Source organism: Chiayiivirga flava (assembly GCF_014202825.1).
GTDB classification, from domain to species: domain Bacteria; phylum Pseudomonadota; class Gammaproteobacteria; order Xanthomonadales; family Xanthomonadaceae; genus Chiayiivirga; species Chiayiivirga flava.
In genome coordinates this window covers 46,164-64,436 of record NZ_JACHHP010000001.1, presented here as the reverse complement: position 1 = coordinate 64,436, position 18,273 = coordinate 46,164, and the positions used below count along the sequence as shown (strand labels likewise).

General features: G+C 69.2%; 18 protein-coding genes. 17 read left to right on the top strand and 1 reads right to left on the bottom strand.

Annotation, left to right across the window (positions count from 1 at the left end; all coding sequences use genetic code 11):
- Position 1 precedes the first annotated feature (1 nt).
- A complete protein-coding gene (locus tag HNQ52_RS00250) occupies positions 2–724 on the bottom strand; it encodes a response regulator (RefSeq protein ID WP_183958608.1) in 723 nt (240 codons plus the stop codon).
- A 154-nt stretch (positions 725–878) separates the two neighbouring features.
- Between HNQ52_RS00250 and adhP the strand changes: the two genes are divergently transcribed.
- From adhP to HNQ52_RS00165, 17 genes are all read left to right on the top strand, one after another.
- The gene (adhP, locus tag HNQ52_RS00245) at positions 879–1,910 is read left to right on the top strand and encodes an alcohol dehydrogenase AdhP (RefSeq protein ID WP_183958606.1); all 1,032 of its coding nucleotides are present in this window, start codon (positions 879–881) and stop codon (positions 1,908–1,910) included.
- Positions 1,911–2,006: 96 nt separating this feature from the next.
- Positions 2,007–2,837 carry a universal stress protein gene (locus HNQ52_RS00240; RefSeq protein ID WP_183958604.1) on the top strand — a complete coding sequence of 277 codons (831 nt, stop codon included), beginning with the start codon at positions 2,007–2,009 and terminating at the stop codon, positions 2,835–2,837.
- 115 nt (positions 2,838–2,952) lie between these two features.
- Entirely contained in the window at positions 2,953–3,678 is a 726-nt protein-coding gene (locus tag HNQ52_RS00235; protein ID WP_183958603.1) for a thermostable hemolysin, read from the top strand.
- Complete coding sequence (locus HNQ52_RS00230) at positions 3,675–5,201, top strand: AMP-binding protein (RefSeq protein ID WP_183958601.1); 1,527 nt, start codon at positions 3,675–3,677, stop codon at positions 5,199–5,201. Before HNQ52_RS00235 ends, HNQ52_RS00230 begins: the two co-directional genes overlap by 4 nt.
- Positions 5,198–5,881 carry an iron-containing redox enzyme family protein gene (locus HNQ52_RS00225; RefSeq protein ID WP_183958599.1) on the top strand — a complete coding sequence of 228 codons (684 nt, stop codon included), beginning with the start codon at positions 5,198–5,200 and terminating at the stop codon, positions 5,879–5,881. The genes HNQ52_RS00230 and HNQ52_RS00225 overlap by 4 nt, the downstream gene beginning before the upstream one ends.
- 3 nt (positions 5,882–5,884) lie before the next feature.
- Positions 5,885–6,688: an SDR family oxidoreductase gene (locus HNQ52_RS00220; RefSeq protein WP_183958597.1), complete on the top strand. Its 804-nt coding sequence runs from the start codon at positions 5,885–5,887 to the stop codon at positions 6,686–6,688.
- A gap of 11 nt (positions 6,689–6,699) precedes the next feature.
- Entirely contained in the window at positions 6,700–7,350 is a 651-nt protein-coding gene (locus HNQ52_RS16950) for a tetratricopeptide repeat protein (RefSeq protein WP_183958595.1), read from the top strand.
- A 21-nt stretch (positions 7,351–7,371) separates the two neighbouring features.
- Positions 7,372–8,031: a response regulator gene (locus tag HNQ52_RS00210; RefSeq protein WP_183958593.1), complete on the top strand. Its 660-nt coding sequence runs from the start codon at positions 7,372–7,374 to the stop codon at positions 8,029–8,031.
- Positions 8,028–9,383: an ATP-binding protein gene (locus HNQ52_RS00205; RefSeq protein ID WP_183958591.1), complete on the top strand. Its 1,356-nt coding sequence runs from the start codon at positions 8,028–8,030 to the stop codon at positions 9,381–9,383. The genes HNQ52_RS00210 and HNQ52_RS00205 overlap by 4 nt, the downstream gene beginning before the upstream one ends.
- Entirely contained in the window at positions 9,344–9,712 is a 369-nt protein-coding gene (locus HNQ52_RS00200; RefSeq protein ID WP_343059114.1) for a cupredoxin domain-containing protein, read from the top strand. The genes HNQ52_RS00205 and HNQ52_RS00200 overlap by 40 nt, the downstream gene beginning before the upstream one ends.
- Position 9,713: 1 nt before the next feature.
- Positions 9,714–10,526 (top strand): FTR1 family protein, encoded by an 813-nt coding sequence (locus HNQ52_RS00195; RefSeq protein ID WP_183958589.1) that lies wholly within the window; start codon positions 9,714–9,716, stop codon positions 10,524–10,526.
- A complete protein-coding gene (locus HNQ52_RS00190; RefSeq protein ID WP_183958587.1) occupies positions 10,519–11,208 on the top strand; it encodes a hypothetical protein in 690 nt (229 codons plus the stop codon). Before HNQ52_RS00195 ends, HNQ52_RS00190 begins: the two co-directional genes overlap by 8 nt.
- Before the next feature lie 151 nt (positions 11,209–11,359).
- Positions 11,360–12,010, top strand: coding sequence for a BON domain-containing protein (locus HNQ52_RS00185; protein WP_183958585.1), 651 nt, complete (start codon positions 11,360–11,362; stop codon positions 12,008–12,010).
- 37 nt (positions 12,011–12,047) lie between these two features.
- A complete protein-coding gene (locus tag HNQ52_RS00180) occupies positions 12,048–13,409 on the top strand; it encodes an MBL fold metallo-hydrolase (protein ID WP_246387441.1) in 1,362 nt (453 codons plus the stop codon).
- A gap of 74 nt (positions 13,410–13,483) precedes the next feature.
- The gene (locus tag HNQ52_RS00175; protein ID WP_343059113.1) at positions 13,484–14,218 is read left to right on the top strand and encodes a DUF2238 domain-containing protein; all 735 of its coding nucleotides are present in this window, start codon (positions 13,484–13,486) and stop codon (positions 14,216–14,218) included.
- Positions 14,219–14,303: 85 nt separating this feature from the next.
- Complete coding sequence (locus HNQ52_RS00170) at positions 14,304–15,245, top strand: MBL fold metallo-hydrolase (RefSeq protein ID WP_183958583.1); 942 nt, start codon at positions 14,304–14,306, stop codon at positions 15,243–15,245.
- Between the two features lie 630 nt (positions 15,246–15,875).
- Positions 15,876–18,260, top strand: coding sequence for a carboxypeptidase regulatory-like domain-containing protein (locus HNQ52_RS00165; protein ID WP_183958581.1), 2,385 nt, complete (start codon positions 15,876–15,878; stop codon positions 18,258–18,260).
- Positions 18,261–18,273 lie beyond the last annotated feature (13 nt).

Below are 18,273 nucleotides of genomic sequence, written 5' to 3'. Positions count from 1 at the left end.
ACTACAGGCGCCTGACGTCGGCGGCGAACAGATAGCCGACGCCGCGCACCGAGCGGATCAGCGTCGGCGATGCGGCATCGTCGCCGAGCTTGCGGCGCAGGCGCGCGATGCCCACGTCGATCGAGCGGTCGTACGGCCCCGCGTCGCGGCCGTGCAGGCGCGTCATCAGCCGGTCGCGATCGACGACCTTGCCCGCGTCTTCCAGCAAGGCGGCCAGCAGATCGAACTCGCCGCTAGTCAGTGGCAGTGCCGCGCCGCTCGCATCGACAAGGCTGCGCGTGGACAGATTGAGCGAGAAGCCGGCGAACCCGATCCGCTGGCCGTCGCCGGCCGACGCCTCCGGCCGCGCGGCGCGCCGCAGCACGCTGCGGATGCGCGCGAGCAATTCGCGGAAGTCGAACGGCTTGGTCACGTAATCGTCCGCGCCCAGCTCAAGTCCCACCACGCGCTCGACCGCGTCGCCGCGGCCGGTCACCACGATCACCGGCCCGCGCCAGGCCGTCTGCAGGTGCCGCAGCACGGACAGCCCGTCCTCGTCCGGCAGGCCGAGGTCGAGCAACACCAGGTCCACGGCCTCGCCCGCGATCTGCTCGCGCAGCCCGGCGCCGCTGCCGGCAGTGCGCACATGGAAGCCGTTGCCGGCGAGATAGCGCTGCAGGAGCGCGACGATCTCCGTGTCGTCGTCCACCACGAGCACGGTGGGTCGATCGGATGGTGGGGCCATTGCAGGGACCGTGCGATGGAAAAGGCGCCGGACGGCGACATCGCCAAGGATGGAGATTGTCGCTCCGCAGTGCAATCGCGCATGCGCTTGACCCAGATCAAGGCCCGCTCCGGCACGCGGGCTAAGGTCACGCCTCGACACGCGGAGTGCGGCCATGAGCAACCTCATGAACGCGGCGGTCGCCCATCAGTTCGGGGCGCCACTGTCGCTGGAAAAACGTCCGATCCCCTACCCCGCCCCGGGCCAGGTGCTGGTGAAGCTGCGCGCCTCGGGCATCTGCCACACCGACCTGCATGCGGTGGACGGGGACTGGCCGGTGAAGCCCACGCTGCCGTTCGTTCCCGGGCACGAAGGCGCCGGCATCGTGGTGGCCTGCGGCAGCGGCGTGCGCGGCGTGCGCGAGGGCGATGCCGTCGGCATCGCCTGGCTGCACGATGCCTGCGGTGGCTGCGAATACTGCGAGACCGGCTGGGAGACCCTGTGCGAGGCGCAGCACAATTCCGGCTACGGCGTCGACGGCACCTTCGCCGACTACGCCATCGGCGCGGCCGACTACGTCGCGCGCCTGCCCGCGCACTGCGATTTCGTGCAGATGGCGCCGATCCTCTGCGCCGGCGTCACCACCTACAAGGGCATCCGCGAAACCGAAGCCCGCCCGGGAGAGTGGATCGCGATTTGCGGCGTCGGCGGCCTCGGCCATCTCGCGATCCAGTACGCCAAGGCGATGGGCCTGCACGTGGTGGCACTGGACGTGACGGCGGAAAAACTGGCGCTCGCGCGCGACTGCGGGGCCGACGCGGCCGTGTCTGCCGCGGCGCCCGACGCGATCGAACAGGTGCGGACCCTGACCGGCGGCGGCGCGCACGGCGTGCTGGTGACCGCCGTCTCGCGCGCCGCGTTCTCGCAGGCCATCGGCATGGTGCGCCGGCGCGGCACCGTGAGCTTCGTCGGCCTGCCGCCGGGCGGGTTCGAGACGCCGATCTTCGATGTGGTACTCAAGCGCATCACGCTGCGCGGATCGATCATCGGCACGCGCCAGGATCTGGCGGAGGCGGTCGCCTTTGCCGCCGAAGGCAAGGTGCGGGCAAGCGTGGAGCGCGTGCACCTGGACCAGATCAACGATGTCTTCGCCCGCCTGCGGAACGGAACGCTGCGCGCACGCGCGGTCATCGAGTTCGACGCATAGCCCGCCGCCGCGGCGGCCCGTTCCGGCTTCGACTCAATCCTGCCTTCGACGCAACCCGGCCTTTGACCCAACCACGCCCCGACTCCGGAGATCGCCATGCTCAAGGACATCCTCGTCGCGCTGACCGACACCGACGGCGACCGCGCCGCTCTCGCGCTTGCCGCCACCATCGCGCAACCGTTCCGCGCGAAGGTCGCGGCGCTCGTGACCGTGCAGCTCGGCCACCCGGCGGCGTTCGAATGGCGTGCGATGCCGGCGAGCGTCTATGCCGAAATCGTGTCGATGGAACGCGAACGCGGCGAGGCCCTGGCCGCACGGACGCGCGAGGCGCTGAAGGCGGTCGACGACGCCGAGGTCCGCATCGCCGAGAGCATGTTGCCGGTGCGGATGGTGGCTGCGCTGCACGCGCGGCATGCCGACCTGGCCGTGGTCGCGGCGCCGGTCGGCGACACCCGCGATCTGATGGAAGACCTGGCGGTGGACCTGCTGATGCAGTCCGGTCGCCCCGTGCTGGTGGTCCCGCCCGACCACGTGCGCCGCGAGCGGCCGCTGCATGCCGTGATCGCGTGGCAACCGCGACGGGAGGCGGCGCGCGCGGTGCACGATGCGCTGCCGCTGCTCGGCACGTTCGCCACGGTCGACGTGTTGATGGTCGATCCGCAGACGCGCGAGACCGGCCACGGCGAGCAGCCCGGCGCCGATATCGCGGCGCACCTCGCGCGCCACGGCCTGTGCGTGAACGTGGTCACGCTGCCGCGCATGGGCGACACGGTCGAAATCTGCATCCTGCGCCATGTCGTCGAATCCGGCGCGGACCTCGTCGTTGCCGGCGGCTACAGTCATACGCGCTTCCGCGAGCAGATTCTGGGCGGCGTCACGCGGACCCTGCTGCAGGGCTGTCCCGTCCCCGTCCTGCTATCGCACTAGCCGGCGCATAGGCAACCGTCCGCCGCGATCTCGATCTCGATCCGGCTGCGCATAAGTCTGTCTTAAGTTTCGACGGCCATCCTGCCGCCATCGAAGCAGCGCAGGACGGAACACGATGCAGGTGGCAACCATGCCGGGCGGCAACGCCGCCCCCCTCGCGCGTCGCGTGCACCTGCACCAGCTGCGCCTGCTCCGATTCGCGCTGCACGAACCCAGCGACGCGGCGCGGCCCGAGGTGGAGAACTACATCCGGCGGCGGTTCGCCGGCAGCCACGACGCTTGCATCAGCCACTTCCTGCCGCATCTGGTGAGCCTGGGCAGCGGCGGTCAACCGTGCGCAGCGGTCGGGATGGCGGATGCCGCGCGTGGGCCGCTGTTTGCAGAAACCTATCTGCCCGCACCGATCGAAACGCTGGTGTCGCACGCCTGCGGCGGTCCGGTCGGGCGCGGCGACATCCTCGAAATCGGCAATCTGGTGTCGGGCTGGCGCGGCGGCAGCCTGCTGCTGTTCGTGTTCCTCGGCGAACTGATTGATCGGCTCGGCTACCGCTTCGTGACGTTCACGGCGACACGCGAGGTCGAGCGCCTGCTGGCGCGGCTCGGGCACGCGCCGGTGGTGCTCGCCGATGCCGACCCCTCACGCCTGCCCGACGGCGGTGCGAGCTGGGGCCGCTACTACAGCCACCGTCCGCGCGTGATGTTCGGCGAGGTGCGGCCGGCGGTGCAGGCGGCGCGGCGCGACACGCTGTATCGCGCCGCGGCGCGCGCCATCGCCCCGCAGGTGGAACGCGTGCTTGCGCAGTGGCCGCGCCGTTCCGATGCCGGGAGCGCCCGCGCGTGACCGCGTCGAGTGCCGTGCTGGCCGCACTCCGCGCCCACGCCGTGCGGTCGCCGCATGCGACCGCGCTGGTCGGGGACGACGAGACGATCGATTACGCCACGCTGTGGCAGCGCGTCGAGTTGCTCGCGGCGTGGTTGCGGCAGCGCGGCGTGTCGCGCGCCGGGCTGTGGGGCGACAACGGCATCGGCTGGATCGTGTCCGATCTCGCCGCGTGGCATGCGGGCATCGCGCTCGTGCCGTTGCCGGCGTTCTTTTCGTCGACGCAGCTGGCGCACGTGATGGAACGCACGGCGTTGCGGCATGTGATTGCCTGCGGCGATCGCAACGGGCCCGCCACGCCGATCGACGCGGTCGCGAGCCCGCTGGCCGGGATCCGCCTCGACCGCATCCGCGTCGCAGACACAGCTGTCCCGCTCCCGCCCGATGTGAGCAAGATCACCTTCACCTCCGGCACCACCGGCGCGCCGAAAGGCGTCTGCCTCACCACGTCCATGCTCGACGCCGTGGCGGGCGCACTCGCGGCGCGCATCCATGCGGCGCCCGGCATGGCCGACGCCCTGCACGCGCACTTCGCCCTGCTTCCGCTCGCCACGCTGCTGGAGAACGTTGCGGGCGTGTACGCGCCGATCCTGCTCGGCAAGCGCGTCGTGGTGCGCGCCGGTGCCGGCATCGGCCTGCACGGCAGCTCGAGCCTGGACGTGCCCACGCTGCTGCGCGCCCTGCACGCGGCACAGCCGGGCAGCCTGATCGTGCTGCCGCAGATCCTGCGCGCACTCGTGCTCGCGGCCGAGCAGGGACACGCACCGCCGGCGTCGCTGCGCTTCGTCGCCGTCGGCGGTGCTGCCACGCCGGTTTCGCTGCTGCTGCGCGCCCGGGCACTCGGCATTCCCGTGTTCGAAGGCTACGGCCTGTCCGAATGCGCGTCGGTGGTGGCGCTGAACGCGCCCTCGGCGGATCGCGTCGGCAGCGTCGGGCGCGTGCTCGACCATGTGCGCGTGCGCATCGACGACGGCACGATCCTCGTCGCCGGCAACGTGTTTCCCGGTTATCTCGGCCAGGGGCACGCGACGCAGGACGGCTGGCTCGACACCGGCGACCTCGGCCACATCGACGCCGACGGCTTCCTCCACGTCACCGGCCGGCGCAGGAACGTGATCATCAGCAGCTACGGCCGCAACGTGTCGCCCGAGTGGGTCGAGGCCGAGCTGGCCCTGTGCCCGACGATCGCGCAGGCGATGGTGATCGGCGAAGCGCAGCCGTCCCTGGGTGCCATCGTGGTGCCCGCAGCGGGTGCGACGCACGACGCGGTGCGGCGCGACATCGCAACCGCAAATATCCGGCTGCCGGACTACGCGCGCATCGCGCACATCGCTTTTGCCGACATGCCGTTCACCACGGACAACCATGCGCTGACCGACAACGGCCGCCTGCGCCGCGACGTCATCGCCGCGCGGCACGCGGCGCAAATCGACGCGCTCTACGCATCCCCTCCCGCCGTACCGGCCACAGGAGTCCTCCGATGACCTTCTTCGAAACGCTGCAGCAGCAGACCCAGGCCGAGCGCGCCGGCCTGCTGTCCGCGCCGCTGATCCAGCGCTGTCTGCACCACGGCCAGTTCGACCTGTCCGAATACACCGCCTTTCTCACCGAGGCCTTCCACCACGTGCGCCACACGGTGCCGCTGTTGATGGCCGTCGGCAGCCGCCTGCCGATGGAGAAGGAGGCCTTCCGCACCGCGATCGCCGAATACATCGACGAAGAGCTCGGCCACCAGGAATGGATCCTCAACGATCTCGCCGCCTGCGGCGCCGATGCGGATGCCGTCCGCCACGGCCAGCCGGGGGCCGCCACCGAGCTGATGGTGGCGTACGCCTACGACACGGTGATGCGACGCAATCCGATGGGCTTCTTCGGCATGGTGTTCGTGCTGGAGGGCACCAGCATCAGCCTCGCCACCCGGGCGGCGGACATCATCCAGCAGCGCCTGCACCTGCCGGACAAGGCCTTTTCGTATCTGCGCTCGCACGGCAGCCTCGACCAGGAACACATGCTGTTCTTCGAGACGCTCATGAACCGGGTCGAGGACGCGCGCGACCGCGAGGACATCCTGCATGCGGCACGGCGCTTCTTCCGTCTCTACGGCGACATCTTCCGTTCCATCGATGCCGGCGCCGGTTCCGCGTCGGCGCAGCGGGCGGCCTGACCGATGGCGCTTGGAGGCCAGCTCATCCTGCTCACCGGCGCCAGCGGCGGCATCGGCCGCGCCATCGCGCAACGCCTCGCGGCACGCGGCGCGCAGCTGGTGCTGGTCGGCCGCGCCGTCGATCGCCTGGAAGGGGTGCGCGACATACTCCCCGGCAACCACGGCATCGTGCCGGCGGACATTGCCACGGCGGCCGGCCGCGCGCGCGTCGCCGCCGCCGTCGATGCACTGGGCCGGCCGCTCGACGCGCTCATCAACAACGCCGGCGTCAGCCGGTTCACGCTGCTGCCCGACGCGGCGCCCGCCGACATCGAGGCGCAGATCGCCACCAACGTCACCGCGCCGATCCTGCTGACCCAGCTCGTGCTCCCGCGCCTGCACCGGGTCAACGGCCGCATCGTCAACATCGGTTCGAGTTTCGGCGGCATCGGTCATCCCGGATTCAGCACCTACTGCGCCAGCAAGTTCGCGCTGCGCGGCTTCACCGAGGCGCTGCGGCGCGAACTCGGCGATGGCGCCATGCAGGTGGCCTACCTCGCGCCGCGCGCCACCCGCACGCCGCTCAACGACAGCGCCGTGGATGCGATGAACGCGGCGCTCGGAAATGCCGTCGATCCGCCCGAGCGCGTCGCCGCCGCGGTCGAGGCGATGCTGCTCGCACCGGTCATGCGCGACCGCGCGATCGGCTGGCCGGAACGGCTGTTCCTGCGCATCAACGCGGTCTTTCCTGCCCTGGTCGATGGCGCCCTGCGCAAACGCCTGGCGGCCATCAAACGTTTCGCGGCCCCCGCGCCTAACTCTCCCTGAAGGACACTGCCATGCGATACATACCCGTCGCCCTGCTCCTGCTCGCCGCGTCCGCCCTGCCCGGCGTCTGCCGTGCGGACGAAGCCTCCGACATCGCGCACCTGCAGACGCGCTGGGCGCAGGTCAAATACCAGACTCCGGCCGCACAGCAGGAAGCCGCGTTCGCCGCGCTCGCCGCCGAGGCGCAGACCCTGCGCACCGCGCATCCCGACGCACTCTCCTACCCCGTCTGGGAAGGCATCATCCGCGCGACCTATGCCGGCGCGAAGGGAGGCCTCGGCGCGCTGGGCGAGGCGAAGAAGGCCAAGGCGCTGTTCGAGGACGCGATCGCGCACGATCCGAAGGCCGCGTCGGCCTACGCCGGCGCCGCATACACCAGCCTCGGATCGCTGTACTACCAGGTGCCCGGCTGGCCGCTCGGCTTCGGCAACGACGACAAGGCCAAAGACCTGCTGCAGCAGGGTCTGCAGCTCGATCCGGACGGCATCGACTCCAATTTCTTCTACGGCGACTATCTGCTCGAGGAGGAAGACTACAAGGGCGCGCTCGCGGCCTTCGAGAAGGCCCTCGCCGCACCGCCGCGGCCCGGACGGGAGCTGGCCGACTCCGGCCGCCGCGCAGAAATCGCGAAAAAGATCGAGCAGACCCGCAGCGAACTGTAGGAAAAACGCCGACAATGGCGCATGCGCATCCTGCTGGCGGAAGACGATCCACTCATCGCCGACGGCGTGACGGTGGCGTTGAAGCAATCGGGCTTCGTGGTGAACCGGGTGGCCGGCGGCAGGCTCGCGTGCGCCTCGCTGCAGGCCGAGCCACCCGACATCCTCGTGCTCGACCTGGGCCTGCCGGACATGGACGGCATGGACGTGCTGCGCTTCGCCAAGCGGCACGCACCGCAGACGCAGGTGCTGATCCTCACCGCGCGCGACAGCGTCGATGCCAAGGTGCACGGCCTCGACCACGGTGCCGACGACTACCTCACCAAACCGTTCGCGCGCGACGAGCTGCTGGCGCGCCTGCGCGTGCTCGAACGCCGGCTCGGCAACGCCGCCACGGCCACCATCGCCGTCGGCGCACTGCGCCTGGACACGCGCCAGCAGGAGGCCACGCTCGACGGTGCGCCGCTCGCCCTGTCGCGGCGCGAATACATGGTGCTCAAGGCGCTGGTGGAAAACGTCGGCGCCATCCAGACCCGCGAAGCGCTCGAATCGCGCCTGTACGGCTGGGGCGAGGAAGTCGCGAGCAACGCGATCGAAGTGCACATCCACCATCTGCGCAGGAAACTGCCGGCGGGTTTCATCAAGACCTTGCGCGGCATCGGCTACATGGTGCCGCGACCGTGAAGTCGATCCGCGTGTTCCTGACGCTGACGCTGCTGTCGGTGGCGGCGCTGCTGGATTTCGCCGCGGCCCTGCGCGGCTACGACCGCGGCATGGTGGAGGCCGAACGGCTGTTCAACCAGCGCATGGTCCAGCATCTGGATCTGCTCGACTACACCCTCCCCGACCTGCTCGCGCGCGGCGACATCGAAGGTGGCCGGTTGAACCTGCCAACGCGCGTGCTGGCCGGCGAGAGCCGACTGGAATTCCAGTGGGCGACGCCGGACGGCACGCTGCTGGCGCATTCGGACGGCATGCCCGACACGCTCGTCGGCCCGCTCGAGGAAGGCTTCCGCTTCCTCAACGTCGGCGGCTACCGTTGGCACGCGCTGGTCGCCCCGAGCCGCGACGGCACGAGCTGGTTTGTGCTCGCCGAACGCGACGACCAGCGCTGGCGCATGGCCGAATCGATCATCCTGCCCGCGGTGTATCCGATGCTGCTGGCCATCCCCATCTTCGGCGCGCTCGTGTGGCTGCTGCTCGGCGTCGGCCTGCGGCCGGTGGCCACACTCGCGCGCGATCTCGAACAGCGCGAGGCCAGCGACCTGCGTCCGCTGCCCACCGATGCCCTGCCGTTCGAACTGCGCCAGCTCGCGGCCTCGGCCAACGCGCTGCTGCGGCGGCTCGATGCCTCGTTCGCGCGCGAACGGCGTTTCTCGTCGGACGCCGCGCACGAATTGCGCACGCCGCTCGCGGCGCTGCGCATCCAGTGCGAGAATCTCGCGTTCGCGCTGCCGGGGACGAACGCCCCGGTCGACAAGCTGCTCGCCGGCATCGAGCGCCTCGACCACCTGGTGCAACAGATCCTCATGCTCAGCCGCGTCGCCCCCGAACAGGCGATGCGCCGCTTCGAGGCCATCGCGCTGCACGCCGCGATTGCGCGCAGCGTGGCCGACCAGGGCGCCGCGCTGCAGGAAAAGTCCATCGAGATCGAACTGCTTGGCGATGCCGCCACCGTGCACGGCGACGCCTATGCCATCGATTCGCTGATCGGCAACCTGATCGGCAATGCGATCCGCTACACGCCGACGGGCGGGCGCATCCGGGTGCAGACCGTGCTGCTGGACAGCGGCGTGGCGCTCGATGTCATCGATAGCGGGGTCGGCATAGCGCCCGAGCTGCGCGCGCGCGTGTTCGACCGCTTCTACCGCGTCGACGGCGACCGGCACGACTCGGGCACGTCCGGCTGCGGCCTCGGCCTGTCGATCGTGAAGGCGGTGGCCGACCTGCACGGCGCCGACATCGAATTGCGCGATTCGGTCTTCGCCACCGGGCTGTGGGTGCGCGTGGTGTTCCCGCGCGGGGGTCGCGCGTGAGCGTCCGGGCGGCGGTCGGATGGCTGGCCTGTGCCTGCGCGTGCGTCGTACACGGCGCGGAGGTGCCCACCTTCGCGATCGATATCCGCGACCATCTCTTCTATCCGTCCGAGCTGGTGATTCCGGCCGACACCAAGGTGAAGATCATCGTGTCCAACCTCGACCCCACGCCCGAGGAGTTCGAGAGCTACGAACTGAACCGCGAGAAGGTGATCATGGGCGGTGCCAGCGCCACGATCTTCCTCGGTCCGCTGGAGCCGGGCGTGTATCCGTTCTTCGGCGAATTCAATCCGAAGACCGCGCAAGGCACGGTCCGGGTGGAGCCCTGAGATGCTCGACGCCGTGATGCTGGTGCTGCGCGAGACGCTGGAGGCGGCGCTGTTCGTCAGCCTGCTGCTGGCGCTCGGTCTGCATCTGGGCCTGCGCGGCCACTGGGCACGCCTCGCGCTGCCGCTCGGGTTGCTGGGGTCCTGGCTGCTGAGCCGGTTCGCGGGCGACATCGCGGACGCCTTCGAAGGCACCGGGCAGGAGCTGCTCAACGCGGCGCTGTACGCCGCCGCCATCGCCTGCTTCATCGCGGTCAACACCCTGCTGGTGCCGCTCCTCGCACGACCCGACCGCGATGCCGGCCCGGCGCCGTCACCGCCGGTCCAGGGCATCGCGTACCGGGTGCTGTTCGTGGCGATCGTCACCTGTTCGATGGCGCGCGAAGGCTCGGAGGTGTGGATCTACCTCTCGAGTTTCGTCGGCGTGCCGGACGCGATGTCGGCGGCGGTGACCGGCGGGCTGGTCGGCACCGGCATCGGGTTGAGCGTGTGCGCGTTGATCTACTACGCGTTTTCCTTCCTCGGCCGGACCACGTTCCTGCGGCTGTTCTTCGTGCTGGTCACGCTGGTGGCGGGCGGACTCTCGATGCAGCTGGCCAAGCAGGGCCTGCAGATCGGCTGGCTCGACTCGGGCAGGGCGCTGTGGGACACCTCCTGGATCGTCGGCGAGCGTTCGTGGCTCGGCGAATTCCTGCACGCGCTGTTCGGCTACGACGCCAATCCCGACGCCACGCAGGTGATGTTCTACGCCGGCACGCTGCTCGCCGTGGCCGCCGGCTTCGCGTTGCAGACGTGGCGACGGCGGGCGCATGCGTAGTCCGTGCATCGTGCTGTCGGCGTGCCTGGTCGCGGGTCCCGCAGCGGCGGCCACGAGCGGCGTCTACCACCCCTACGTCAACGCGCACGAAAGCGAACTCGAATACGGCGTCACATGGCGCGACATCGGCGACGGCGCGCTTGCGCTGCAGCGCGCAAGCGTGGGCCATGCGTGGACCGACGACGTGTCCACCGAGCTCTACCTGCTGTCCGAATTCGCCACCCACGATCGCCAGCGCGTGCGCGGCTACGAACTCGAAGTGCGCTGGCAGCTGACCGAACAGGGCGAATACGCCTCGGACTGGGGCCTGCTGGTGGAACTGGAGACGGCCGCCGGGCTCGACCGCAACGAAGCCAGCACCGGCATTCTGTGGGAGAAGGAGCTCGGGCACCGCTGGGTCGCCGCCGCGAACGCGTTGCTCGAATATGAATTCGGCGGCGATGTCGACAACGAATTCGAAACGGCGTTCCGCGGCCAGCTGCGCTACCTGCAGCGGCCCGCGTTCGAGCCCGCGATCGAGATCTACCTCGACGACACCGACTACGCGCTGGGGCCGGCGCTGCTCGGCGCGCATCGGCTCGCGGCCGGCCGGCAGCTGCGCTGGGAAGCGGGGCTCTACTTCGGCATCGATGCCGCCACGCCGTCGCTCAGCGCACGGACCAGCATCGAGTTCGAGTTCTAGGCCGCGCAGCGGCGAGGCGGGCGCTTCGCTACGCACCGGCCGGGTCGCGAAGCGTGGCGTTCTTGACGCAGGTCAATGCGGTCCGGTTCCGACAGCGCAGCATGGATACGCAGCGTCTTGCATCCCTTGCCCTTGCCTTCGGAGACTTGCCATGAACGACACCGAATTGCGCCAGCACGTCATCGACGAACTCGAGTTCGAACCCAGCCTCGACGCGGCCAACATCGGCGTCGCCGCGGAGCGCGGCGTGGTCACGCTGACCGGTCACGTGTCGAGCTACTCGCAGAAGGTCGCGGCCGAGCGCGCGACCTGGCGCGTCGAGGGCGTCAAGGCCATCGCGCAGGAGATCCAGGTGCGCCTGCCCGGCGACCGGCAGCTCGCAGACGACGAGATCGCGCGCCGCGCCATCAACATTCTGGCGTGGGACGACTTCGTGCCGAAAGATGCGGTGAAGTTGCGCGTCGCATCCGGCTGGATCACGCTGACCGGCGCGGTGACCTGGAACTATCAGCGCAACGCGGCCGAATCGCAGGTGCGCAAGTTGTCGGGCGTGGCGGGCGTGAGCAACGACATCACGCTGGTGCCGCAGGTCAGCTCGACCGATGTGCGCCAGCGCATCGTGAATGCGCTCAAGCGCAACGCCGAGGTGGAAGCCGAGCGCATCCACGTCGACGTGCGCGAGAACGGCGTGGTGAAGGTGGATGGTGTCGTCGACGACTGGGACGAGCGCCAGGCCGTCGAACGCGCGGTGTGGTCGGCACCGGGCGTCCACAGCGTCGACGCGCGGCTGCGTATCGCTTGATGCGGTGGCCGCGTCTCCGCGCTGCCGGCGACACGCGATGAGCCTGACGCTCCGGTTCCTTGGCGCCGCGGAGACAGTCACCGGGAGCCGGTACCTGCTGTGCGACGGGGAACGGCAGGTGCTCGTGGACTGCGGCCTGTTCCAAGGCTACAAGTCCCTGCGCCTGCGCAACCGCGAGGATCCCGGCTTCGATCCCGCGCACATCGCGGCCGTGATCCTCACCCACGCCCACCTGGACCACAGCGGCTGGTTGCCGCGGCTGCACGCGCTCGGCTTCGATGGACCGATCTACTGCACGCCGTCGACGCTGGCGCTTTGCCGCATCCTGCTGCCCGATGCCGGGCGCCTGCAGGAAGAGGACGCGCGCTACGCCAACGCCCACGGATTCTCGAAACATAGGCCCGCCCTGCCGCTTTTCACCGAGGCCGACGCGCTGCGCGTGCTCGCCCGATTCCGCACGGTCGATTTCGGCGACACGTTCGGCCCCACGCCCGCGCTCACCGCGCGGCTGAGCCAGGCGGGACATCTGCTGGGCGCCGCGTCCGTGCATCTCGCCGGTGCGGGCACGAGCGTCCTGTTCAGCGGCGACCTCGGGCGGCAAAATGACCCGATCATGCCCCCACCGGCCGCGCCGCCGGCGGCCGACCATGTCGTGATCGAATCCACCTACGGCAACCGCGTGCACACCGACGTGCCGCCGGACGACGAGATCGCCGGCATCGTCGCCGCCACCGCAGCGCGCGCGGGCAGCGTCATCATTCCCTCGTTCGCCGTGGGCCGCGCGCAGGCGCTGCTGCTGATCCTGGCGCGACTGATGCGGCAACAGCGGATTCCGCGCCTGCCGGCGTTCCTCGACAGCCCGATGGCGATCGACGCCACCGCGATCTACCTGGCGCATCGCGGAGAACATCGTCTCGACGACGACGACTGCCGCGCCATCCAGGGCGTGGCCACGATGATCCATACCGCAGACGAATCGCGGCAACTCAATCGCCGCGACGGACCGATGATCGTCGTCGCCGCCAGCGGCATGGCGACCGGCGGCCGCGTGCTGCACCACCTCCGGGCGCGCGGCGGCGATCCGAGGAACGCGATCGTGCTCTGCGGCTACCAGGCCGGCGGCACGCGCGGCGCACAGCTCGCGAACGGCGAACGGACGCTGCGCATCCACGGCCAGGACGTCGAGATCCGCGCCCAGGTGCACCAGATCGCCTCGCTGTCCGCCCACGCCGACGCTCCGGCACTGGCGGCCTGGCTGCAGCGGCTGCCGGCGCCTCCGCGCCGGGTGTTCGTCACGCACGGGGAGCCCGATGCGGCCGACGCCCTGCGCCGGCGCATCGGCCACTGGCCGGGCTGGTCGGCGACGGTGCCGCGGCACGGCGACGAGGCGGTGCTGTAGGCCGTGCCGCGCCGACACACGCGCGATTGACCTGCATCAACCCGCCGCGCGGACGCGCATGCCAGAGTCGACGCGTGAACACCTCCGCGCACGCGAGCAGCCATGCGACGAACGGGCCGGGCATCCGTCCGCATCCCGCAGCGCGGTATCCGCTGACCCTGCTGGGCCTGTTCGTACTCGTCTGGATCCTGCTCGGAATCGCGCCGTGGTATCGCGCGGACTGGCTGCTCGAAAACGTGCTCGTGTTCGTCGCCGTCCCGGCGCTGGTGCTGCAGTACCGGGTGCTGCGCTACTCCAACGCGGCGTACACCTGCCTCTTCGCATTCTTCGTGCTGCACCAGGTCGGCGCGCACTACACCTATGCCGCGGTGCCCTACGACACCTGGGCAGACGCGCTGTTCGGGCGCAGCCTCAGCGATCTGTTCGACCTGTCCCGGAACCACTACGACCGCCTCGTGCATTTCCTCTACGGCCTGCTCGTCGCGCCCGCGGCGATCGAACTGCTCGATCGGCGCGCCCCGCAGTCCCGTTCCTGGCGCTGGTGGCTGCCGTGGTTCTTCATGGTGTCGCACGCGACGATCTTCGAAGCGCTCGAAGCCGCCGCCGCCGTGGTGTTCGGCGGCGATCTCGGGCAGGCCTACCTCGGCACGCAGGGCGACGTCTGGGACGCGCACAAGGACTCCGCGCTGGCGGCACTCGGCGCGGCCATCGCGATCATCGCGTACCGGCAGCTGGAGGCGAGCGCAACGCTGCCTTGGCTTGGTCGACGGGATGTCGATACGCGCGGCACCTCACCGGGCCGACCGTGACGCGACGGCCTCGCTGCCGGCATCATTGTCACGCGGTGCCGCATCGAGCGGAGTCGACGTTTGTGCATCTACTCGGGGTCTTGCCATGACGCAGCAGCCAGCCACCGACGCCGCGCTCGCCGAGGCCGACGCCATCGTCCGGCGCGCATTGCACACGCCGCGCCTGCGGCCCGAGGTGCGCTCGTTCTTCGATGCAGCCACGTTTACCGCGAGCCACGTCATTCGCGATCCGTCGTCGGGTGCATGCGCCATCGTCGACAGCGTGCTCGACTTCGATCCGGCCTCCGGGCGCACCGCCACACGGGCCGCCGATGCCATCGTCGAACACGTCCGCGGCCATGCGCTCACGGTGCAGTGGCAGCTCGAAACGCATGCGCATGCCGACCACCTGTCCGCCGCGCCGTACCTGCAGGCGGCGCTCGGCGGACGCCTTGCGATCGGGGATCAGATCGTGCAGGTGCAAGCCGAATTCGGCAGGATCTTCAATGCCGGCGACGACTTCGCGCGCGACGGCAGCCAGTTCGATCATCTGTTCGCCGACGGCGAGCGTTTCGGCATCGGCGCGCTGGAAGCCATCGCGTTGCATGTGCCGGGCCATACCCCGGCCTGCCTGGCCTACGTGATCGGCGACGCGGTGTTTCCGGGCGACACGCTGTTCATGCCGGACTACGGCACGGCGCGCTGCGATTTTCCCGGCGGCGCTGCGGGGACGCTGTATCGCTCGATCCGTCGCCTGCTCTCGCTGCCCGACGCGGCGCGCGTGTTCCTGTGCCACGACTACAAGGCGCCCGGGCGCGATGCCTACGCGTGGGAGACCACCATCGGCGCCGAACGCACCGGCAACGTGCATGTGCGCGACGGCGTCGGCGAGGTCGCGTTCGTGGCCATGCGCGAGGCACGCGACGCCACCCTGCCCGTGCCCCGTCTGCTTCTGCCGTCGGTGCAGGTGAACATGCGCGCGGGACGCCTGCCGAACCCCGACGACAACGGCGTGCGTTATCTCAGGCTGCCGTTGGACCTGCTGTGATGCCGCTCCGTGTCTTCCCCGGCAACGTTCCGGAGGAATCGCTTTCGCGCGTCATTGCCACAAAGGCGGGCGTCCGGCGCCTCTGATCCAACGGCTCGCAGCGCCGGCTCGCGGACTGTGCGTACTGCTGTCCGAGAACGTTTCAGCTCACCCCGTTCGACCACAGACGCTGCGTGGCTCACGAGTCAACGGACGCTCCGTGGACTCGTTTCGACTCGAATCGACGAAGACCTCCATACCCGTCGTCCCGGCGAACGCCGGGACCCAGCGGCGTTGTTCGGTCTTCCTGGACCACCCCGAAAACCAGGAAACGTCACTGGGTCCCGGCGTTCGCCGGGACGACGGTGAGGGAATACATGAGCACGCGCGCGAACGCACTGACCGTGCAGCCGTCCCGGATTTCGCCGGGATCGCGTTGAGGGAGTTTCGCCGGGCACCACGGACAGCACCGCGCCTGCACAGGGATGCCGTTCGCCGCCCGCACTTGTTTTCTCGCGCGCAGGGAGTGCTGTGCCCGGCAACCGCCGTCGACGCACTGCCGCGCCGGATGGCGACGTTTCGGCGACATCGGCGTCGCTAGTCTCGCAACGCTTCATCCAGCGAGCAGCCAATTCCCGGAGGCGGAGCACTATGAGCAGGCACTTGAAATGGGCGTCGGGCTTGACGTTGTCGACGCTCCTGATGGGAGTTCCAGTTCCCACCCACGCAGCCGAGGCACCGGGTGCGCTGACGTTCGTCGTCAGGGACCAGGCCACCGACCGGTCGCTCGCGGCGGTGCAGATCACGATCACCGAACGCGAAACCAATGTCACGCGATCTGTCGAGACCGACGCGCAAGGGCGCATCGTGATCGATGAGCTTGACCCCGGCCTCTACTCGGTCAGCGTCCGCAAGCCCGGATTCACTTCGCTGTACGAGCCGAGCGTACGCGTGGTGACGCGGAAGAATTCCAGGATCGAATTCGAACTCGGAACGGCGGTGCTGGACGAAGTGGTGGTCCAGGCACGCGCAACCGACGCGTTTGCATCGCCGTCCAGCGCCTACCTCGACAGGGACGCGTTGCGCAGTGCCGTTGGCGGTGGCGCAGATCCCCTCCTCTCGCTGGACGGGTTGCCCGGGCTGGCCTCCGCCAGCGAATTCGCGAGTTTCAGCGTACGTGGCCGCGGTCCGAGAGACAATCTGCTGTTCGTCGACGAATTTCCCTTCGACAAGGCGGTGCACTTCGACGCGACGCTGGGCGAGGACGAAGATGTCGGGGGCGGCGGCCGTTTCTCCATCTTTGCACCGAATGTCATCGGCGGTGCGGAGTTCTCCCCGGGAGGATGGGGCCCGGCGTACGGCGGACGGGCTGCATCGCTGCTGAAACTGGAGGTCGCCGAGGGGAGCCCCAGCCCGTCGGCCAGCCTGCGCCTCGATCTCGCAGGCAACGAAGTCGGCTACGACGGCCCGCTCGGACTCACCGACGACTCCACCGTGCTGTTCTCCGCCCGTCGACTGGATTTCGGCGACTTTTTCGAGGATATCGAAGAGCTCGACATCGGAGACCCGGTCCTGAGGGACGTCATCGTCAAGTCGGTCACGCCGATCGACGAGAACAACACGATCGAGGTTCTGCTGATCGACACACACGAAACTTACACCCGCGACGTGACCCACGTGTTCGCGTCGAACAACTTCGAAGACGCATCGCTTCTGGATTTCGAACAGGACAGCGATCTGTACGGGTTGACATGGCGTGCATTGATCGGCGAGGACGCCGTCTGGACCAACAAGGTCTACAACCGCAGCAGCGACAAGATCAGTTCGGAGGGCGAATCGTTTCCCGACCTCGTGCCCGCGGGATCGCCCGCCTCCAGCTTTCCGGTGCGCGAGGACATTCTCACCATCACCGAAGACGAGACCGAGACCGGCTGGCGTAGCGACGTCGGCACGGTGAATCGATGGGGTGTGTTCAGTGCAGGCCTCCAGGTAACGCAGATCGACCTCAACTACAGCACCGTCCTGGACGGCGACTGGATCCGGTTCGTCTACGACGACGACGACGTCCGGCCGGACCCGGAGCAGCATTACATTGTCCTGACTCCCGCGAACATCAACGCGTCGCTGCGCCGGAAGGAAACGAGTTACGCAGGTTACGTGGATCAGGTCTTCCGGCGCGCGCAATGGGATGTTCGCACCGGCCTGCGGCTCGAGCGCGACGGGCTCACCGACGAGAGCCTCGCCTCGCCGAGGTTCAGCGTCACATGGCGGCCGAACACGAGGACCAGGTACTTTGCGACCGCAGGACTCTTTCATCAGTCGCCGCGATTCCTGGACCTTGCGGCCAACGCAACGAACGCGCTCGAGAACGAGGAAATCACGCACACGAGCGTCGGCGTCGAGTACCTCGTGAACGACAGCTGGTCGGTGTTGACGGAAGCCTACCGTCAGGATCTCGCCAACCTGGTCGTCGACCTCGATCGGGCCAGCGGAACCTTTGCGAACATCGGCGACGGCACGTCGCAGGGTGTCGACGTCGTGGTCAAGGGCACGATTCGCGAAGGCCTGTACGCGACCGCAACCTACTCCTACAACGATGCGGACGTCGACCGGAAAGACGGTCGGGGCGCCGTTGCCGACGACTTCAGCCGCGAGCATGTCGCCACCCTCGGACTGACCTGGGAAATCACCGACCGCTGGAAGGTCGCCGGTCGCTACAAGTACCTTTCCGGCAGGCCCGAGGACGCCTTCGTCATTCATTCCGAGGTGCTGGGGCCCGGGCAACCCTTGCGCTACTCGCGAGAGACCACCGAGCGCAATGTGGGGCGCAAGGCCGGCTACGGCGTGTTGAACGCCCGCGTCGACTACCGGCGCGCCTTCGGACCGGTCGATGTGACGGCCTTTCTCGATGTCATCAACGTCACGTCGGCATCGTCGACGGACGACACCGAATTCGACTACCGTCGCGGCGTCGACGTGAAGGACGACAGCGAAGCCGAGCCGCTGATCGGACTGCGGCTCGACTACGCCTGGTAGAGGAAACGCAGCC

Bases quoted from the DNA above. Each gene is read 5' to 3' on its own strand.
- adhP (WP_183958606.1), top strand. From the start codon at position 879: ATGAGCAACCTCATGAACGCGGCGGTCGCCCATCAGTTCGGGGCGCCA.
- HNQ52_RS16950 (WP_183958595.1), top strand. From the start codon at position 6,700: ATGCGATACATACCCGTCGCCCTGCTCCTGCTCGCCGCGTCCGCCCTG.
- HNQ52_RS00190 (WP_183958587.1), top strand. From the start codon at position 10,519: ATGCGTAGTCCGTGCATCGTGCTGTCGGCGTGCCTGGTCGCGGGTCCC.
- HNQ52_RS00240 (WP_183958604.1), top strand. From the start codon at position 2,007: ATGCTCAAGGACATCCTCGTCGCGCTGACCGACACCGACGGCGACCGC.
- HNQ52_RS00195 (WP_183958589.1), top strand. From the start codon at position 9,714: ATGCTCGACGCCGTGATGCTGGTGCTGCGCGAGACGCTGGAGGCGGCG.
- HNQ52_RS00250 (WP_183958608.1), bottom strand. From the start codon at position 724: ATGGCCCCACCATCCGATCGACCCACCGTGCTCGTGGTGGACGACGAC.
- HNQ52_RS00235 (WP_183958603.1), top strand. From the start codon at position 2,953: ATGCAGGTGGCAACCATGCCGGGCGGCAACGCCGCCCCCCTCGCGCGT.
- HNQ52_RS00165 (WP_183958581.1), top strand. From the start codon at position 15,876: ATGAGCAGGCACTTGAAATGGGCGTCGGGCTTGACGTTGTCGACGCTC.
- HNQ52_RS00225 (WP_183958599.1), top strand. From the start codon at position 5,198: ATGACCTTCTTCGAAACGCTGCAGCAGCAGACCCAGGCCGAGCGCGCC.
- HNQ52_RS00170 (WP_183958583.1), top strand. From the start codon at position 14,304: ATGACGCAGCAGCCAGCCACCGACGCCGCGCTCGCCGAGGCCGACGCC.
- HNQ52_RS00185 (WP_183958585.1), top strand. From the start codon at position 11,360: ATGAACGACACCGAATTGCGCCAGCACGTCATCGACGAACTCGAGTTC.
- HNQ52_RS00180 (WP_246387441.1), top strand. From the start codon at position 12,048: ATGAGCCTGACGCTCCGGTTCCTTGGCGCCGCGGAGACAGTCACCGGG.
- HNQ52_RS00210 (WP_183958593.1), top strand. From the start codon at position 7,372: ATGCGCATCCTGCTGGCGGAAGACGATCCACTCATCGCCGACGGCGTG.
- HNQ52_RS00220 (WP_183958597.1), top strand. From the start codon at position 5,885: ATGGCGCTTGGAGGCCAGCTCATCCTGCTCACCGGCGCCAGCGGCGGC.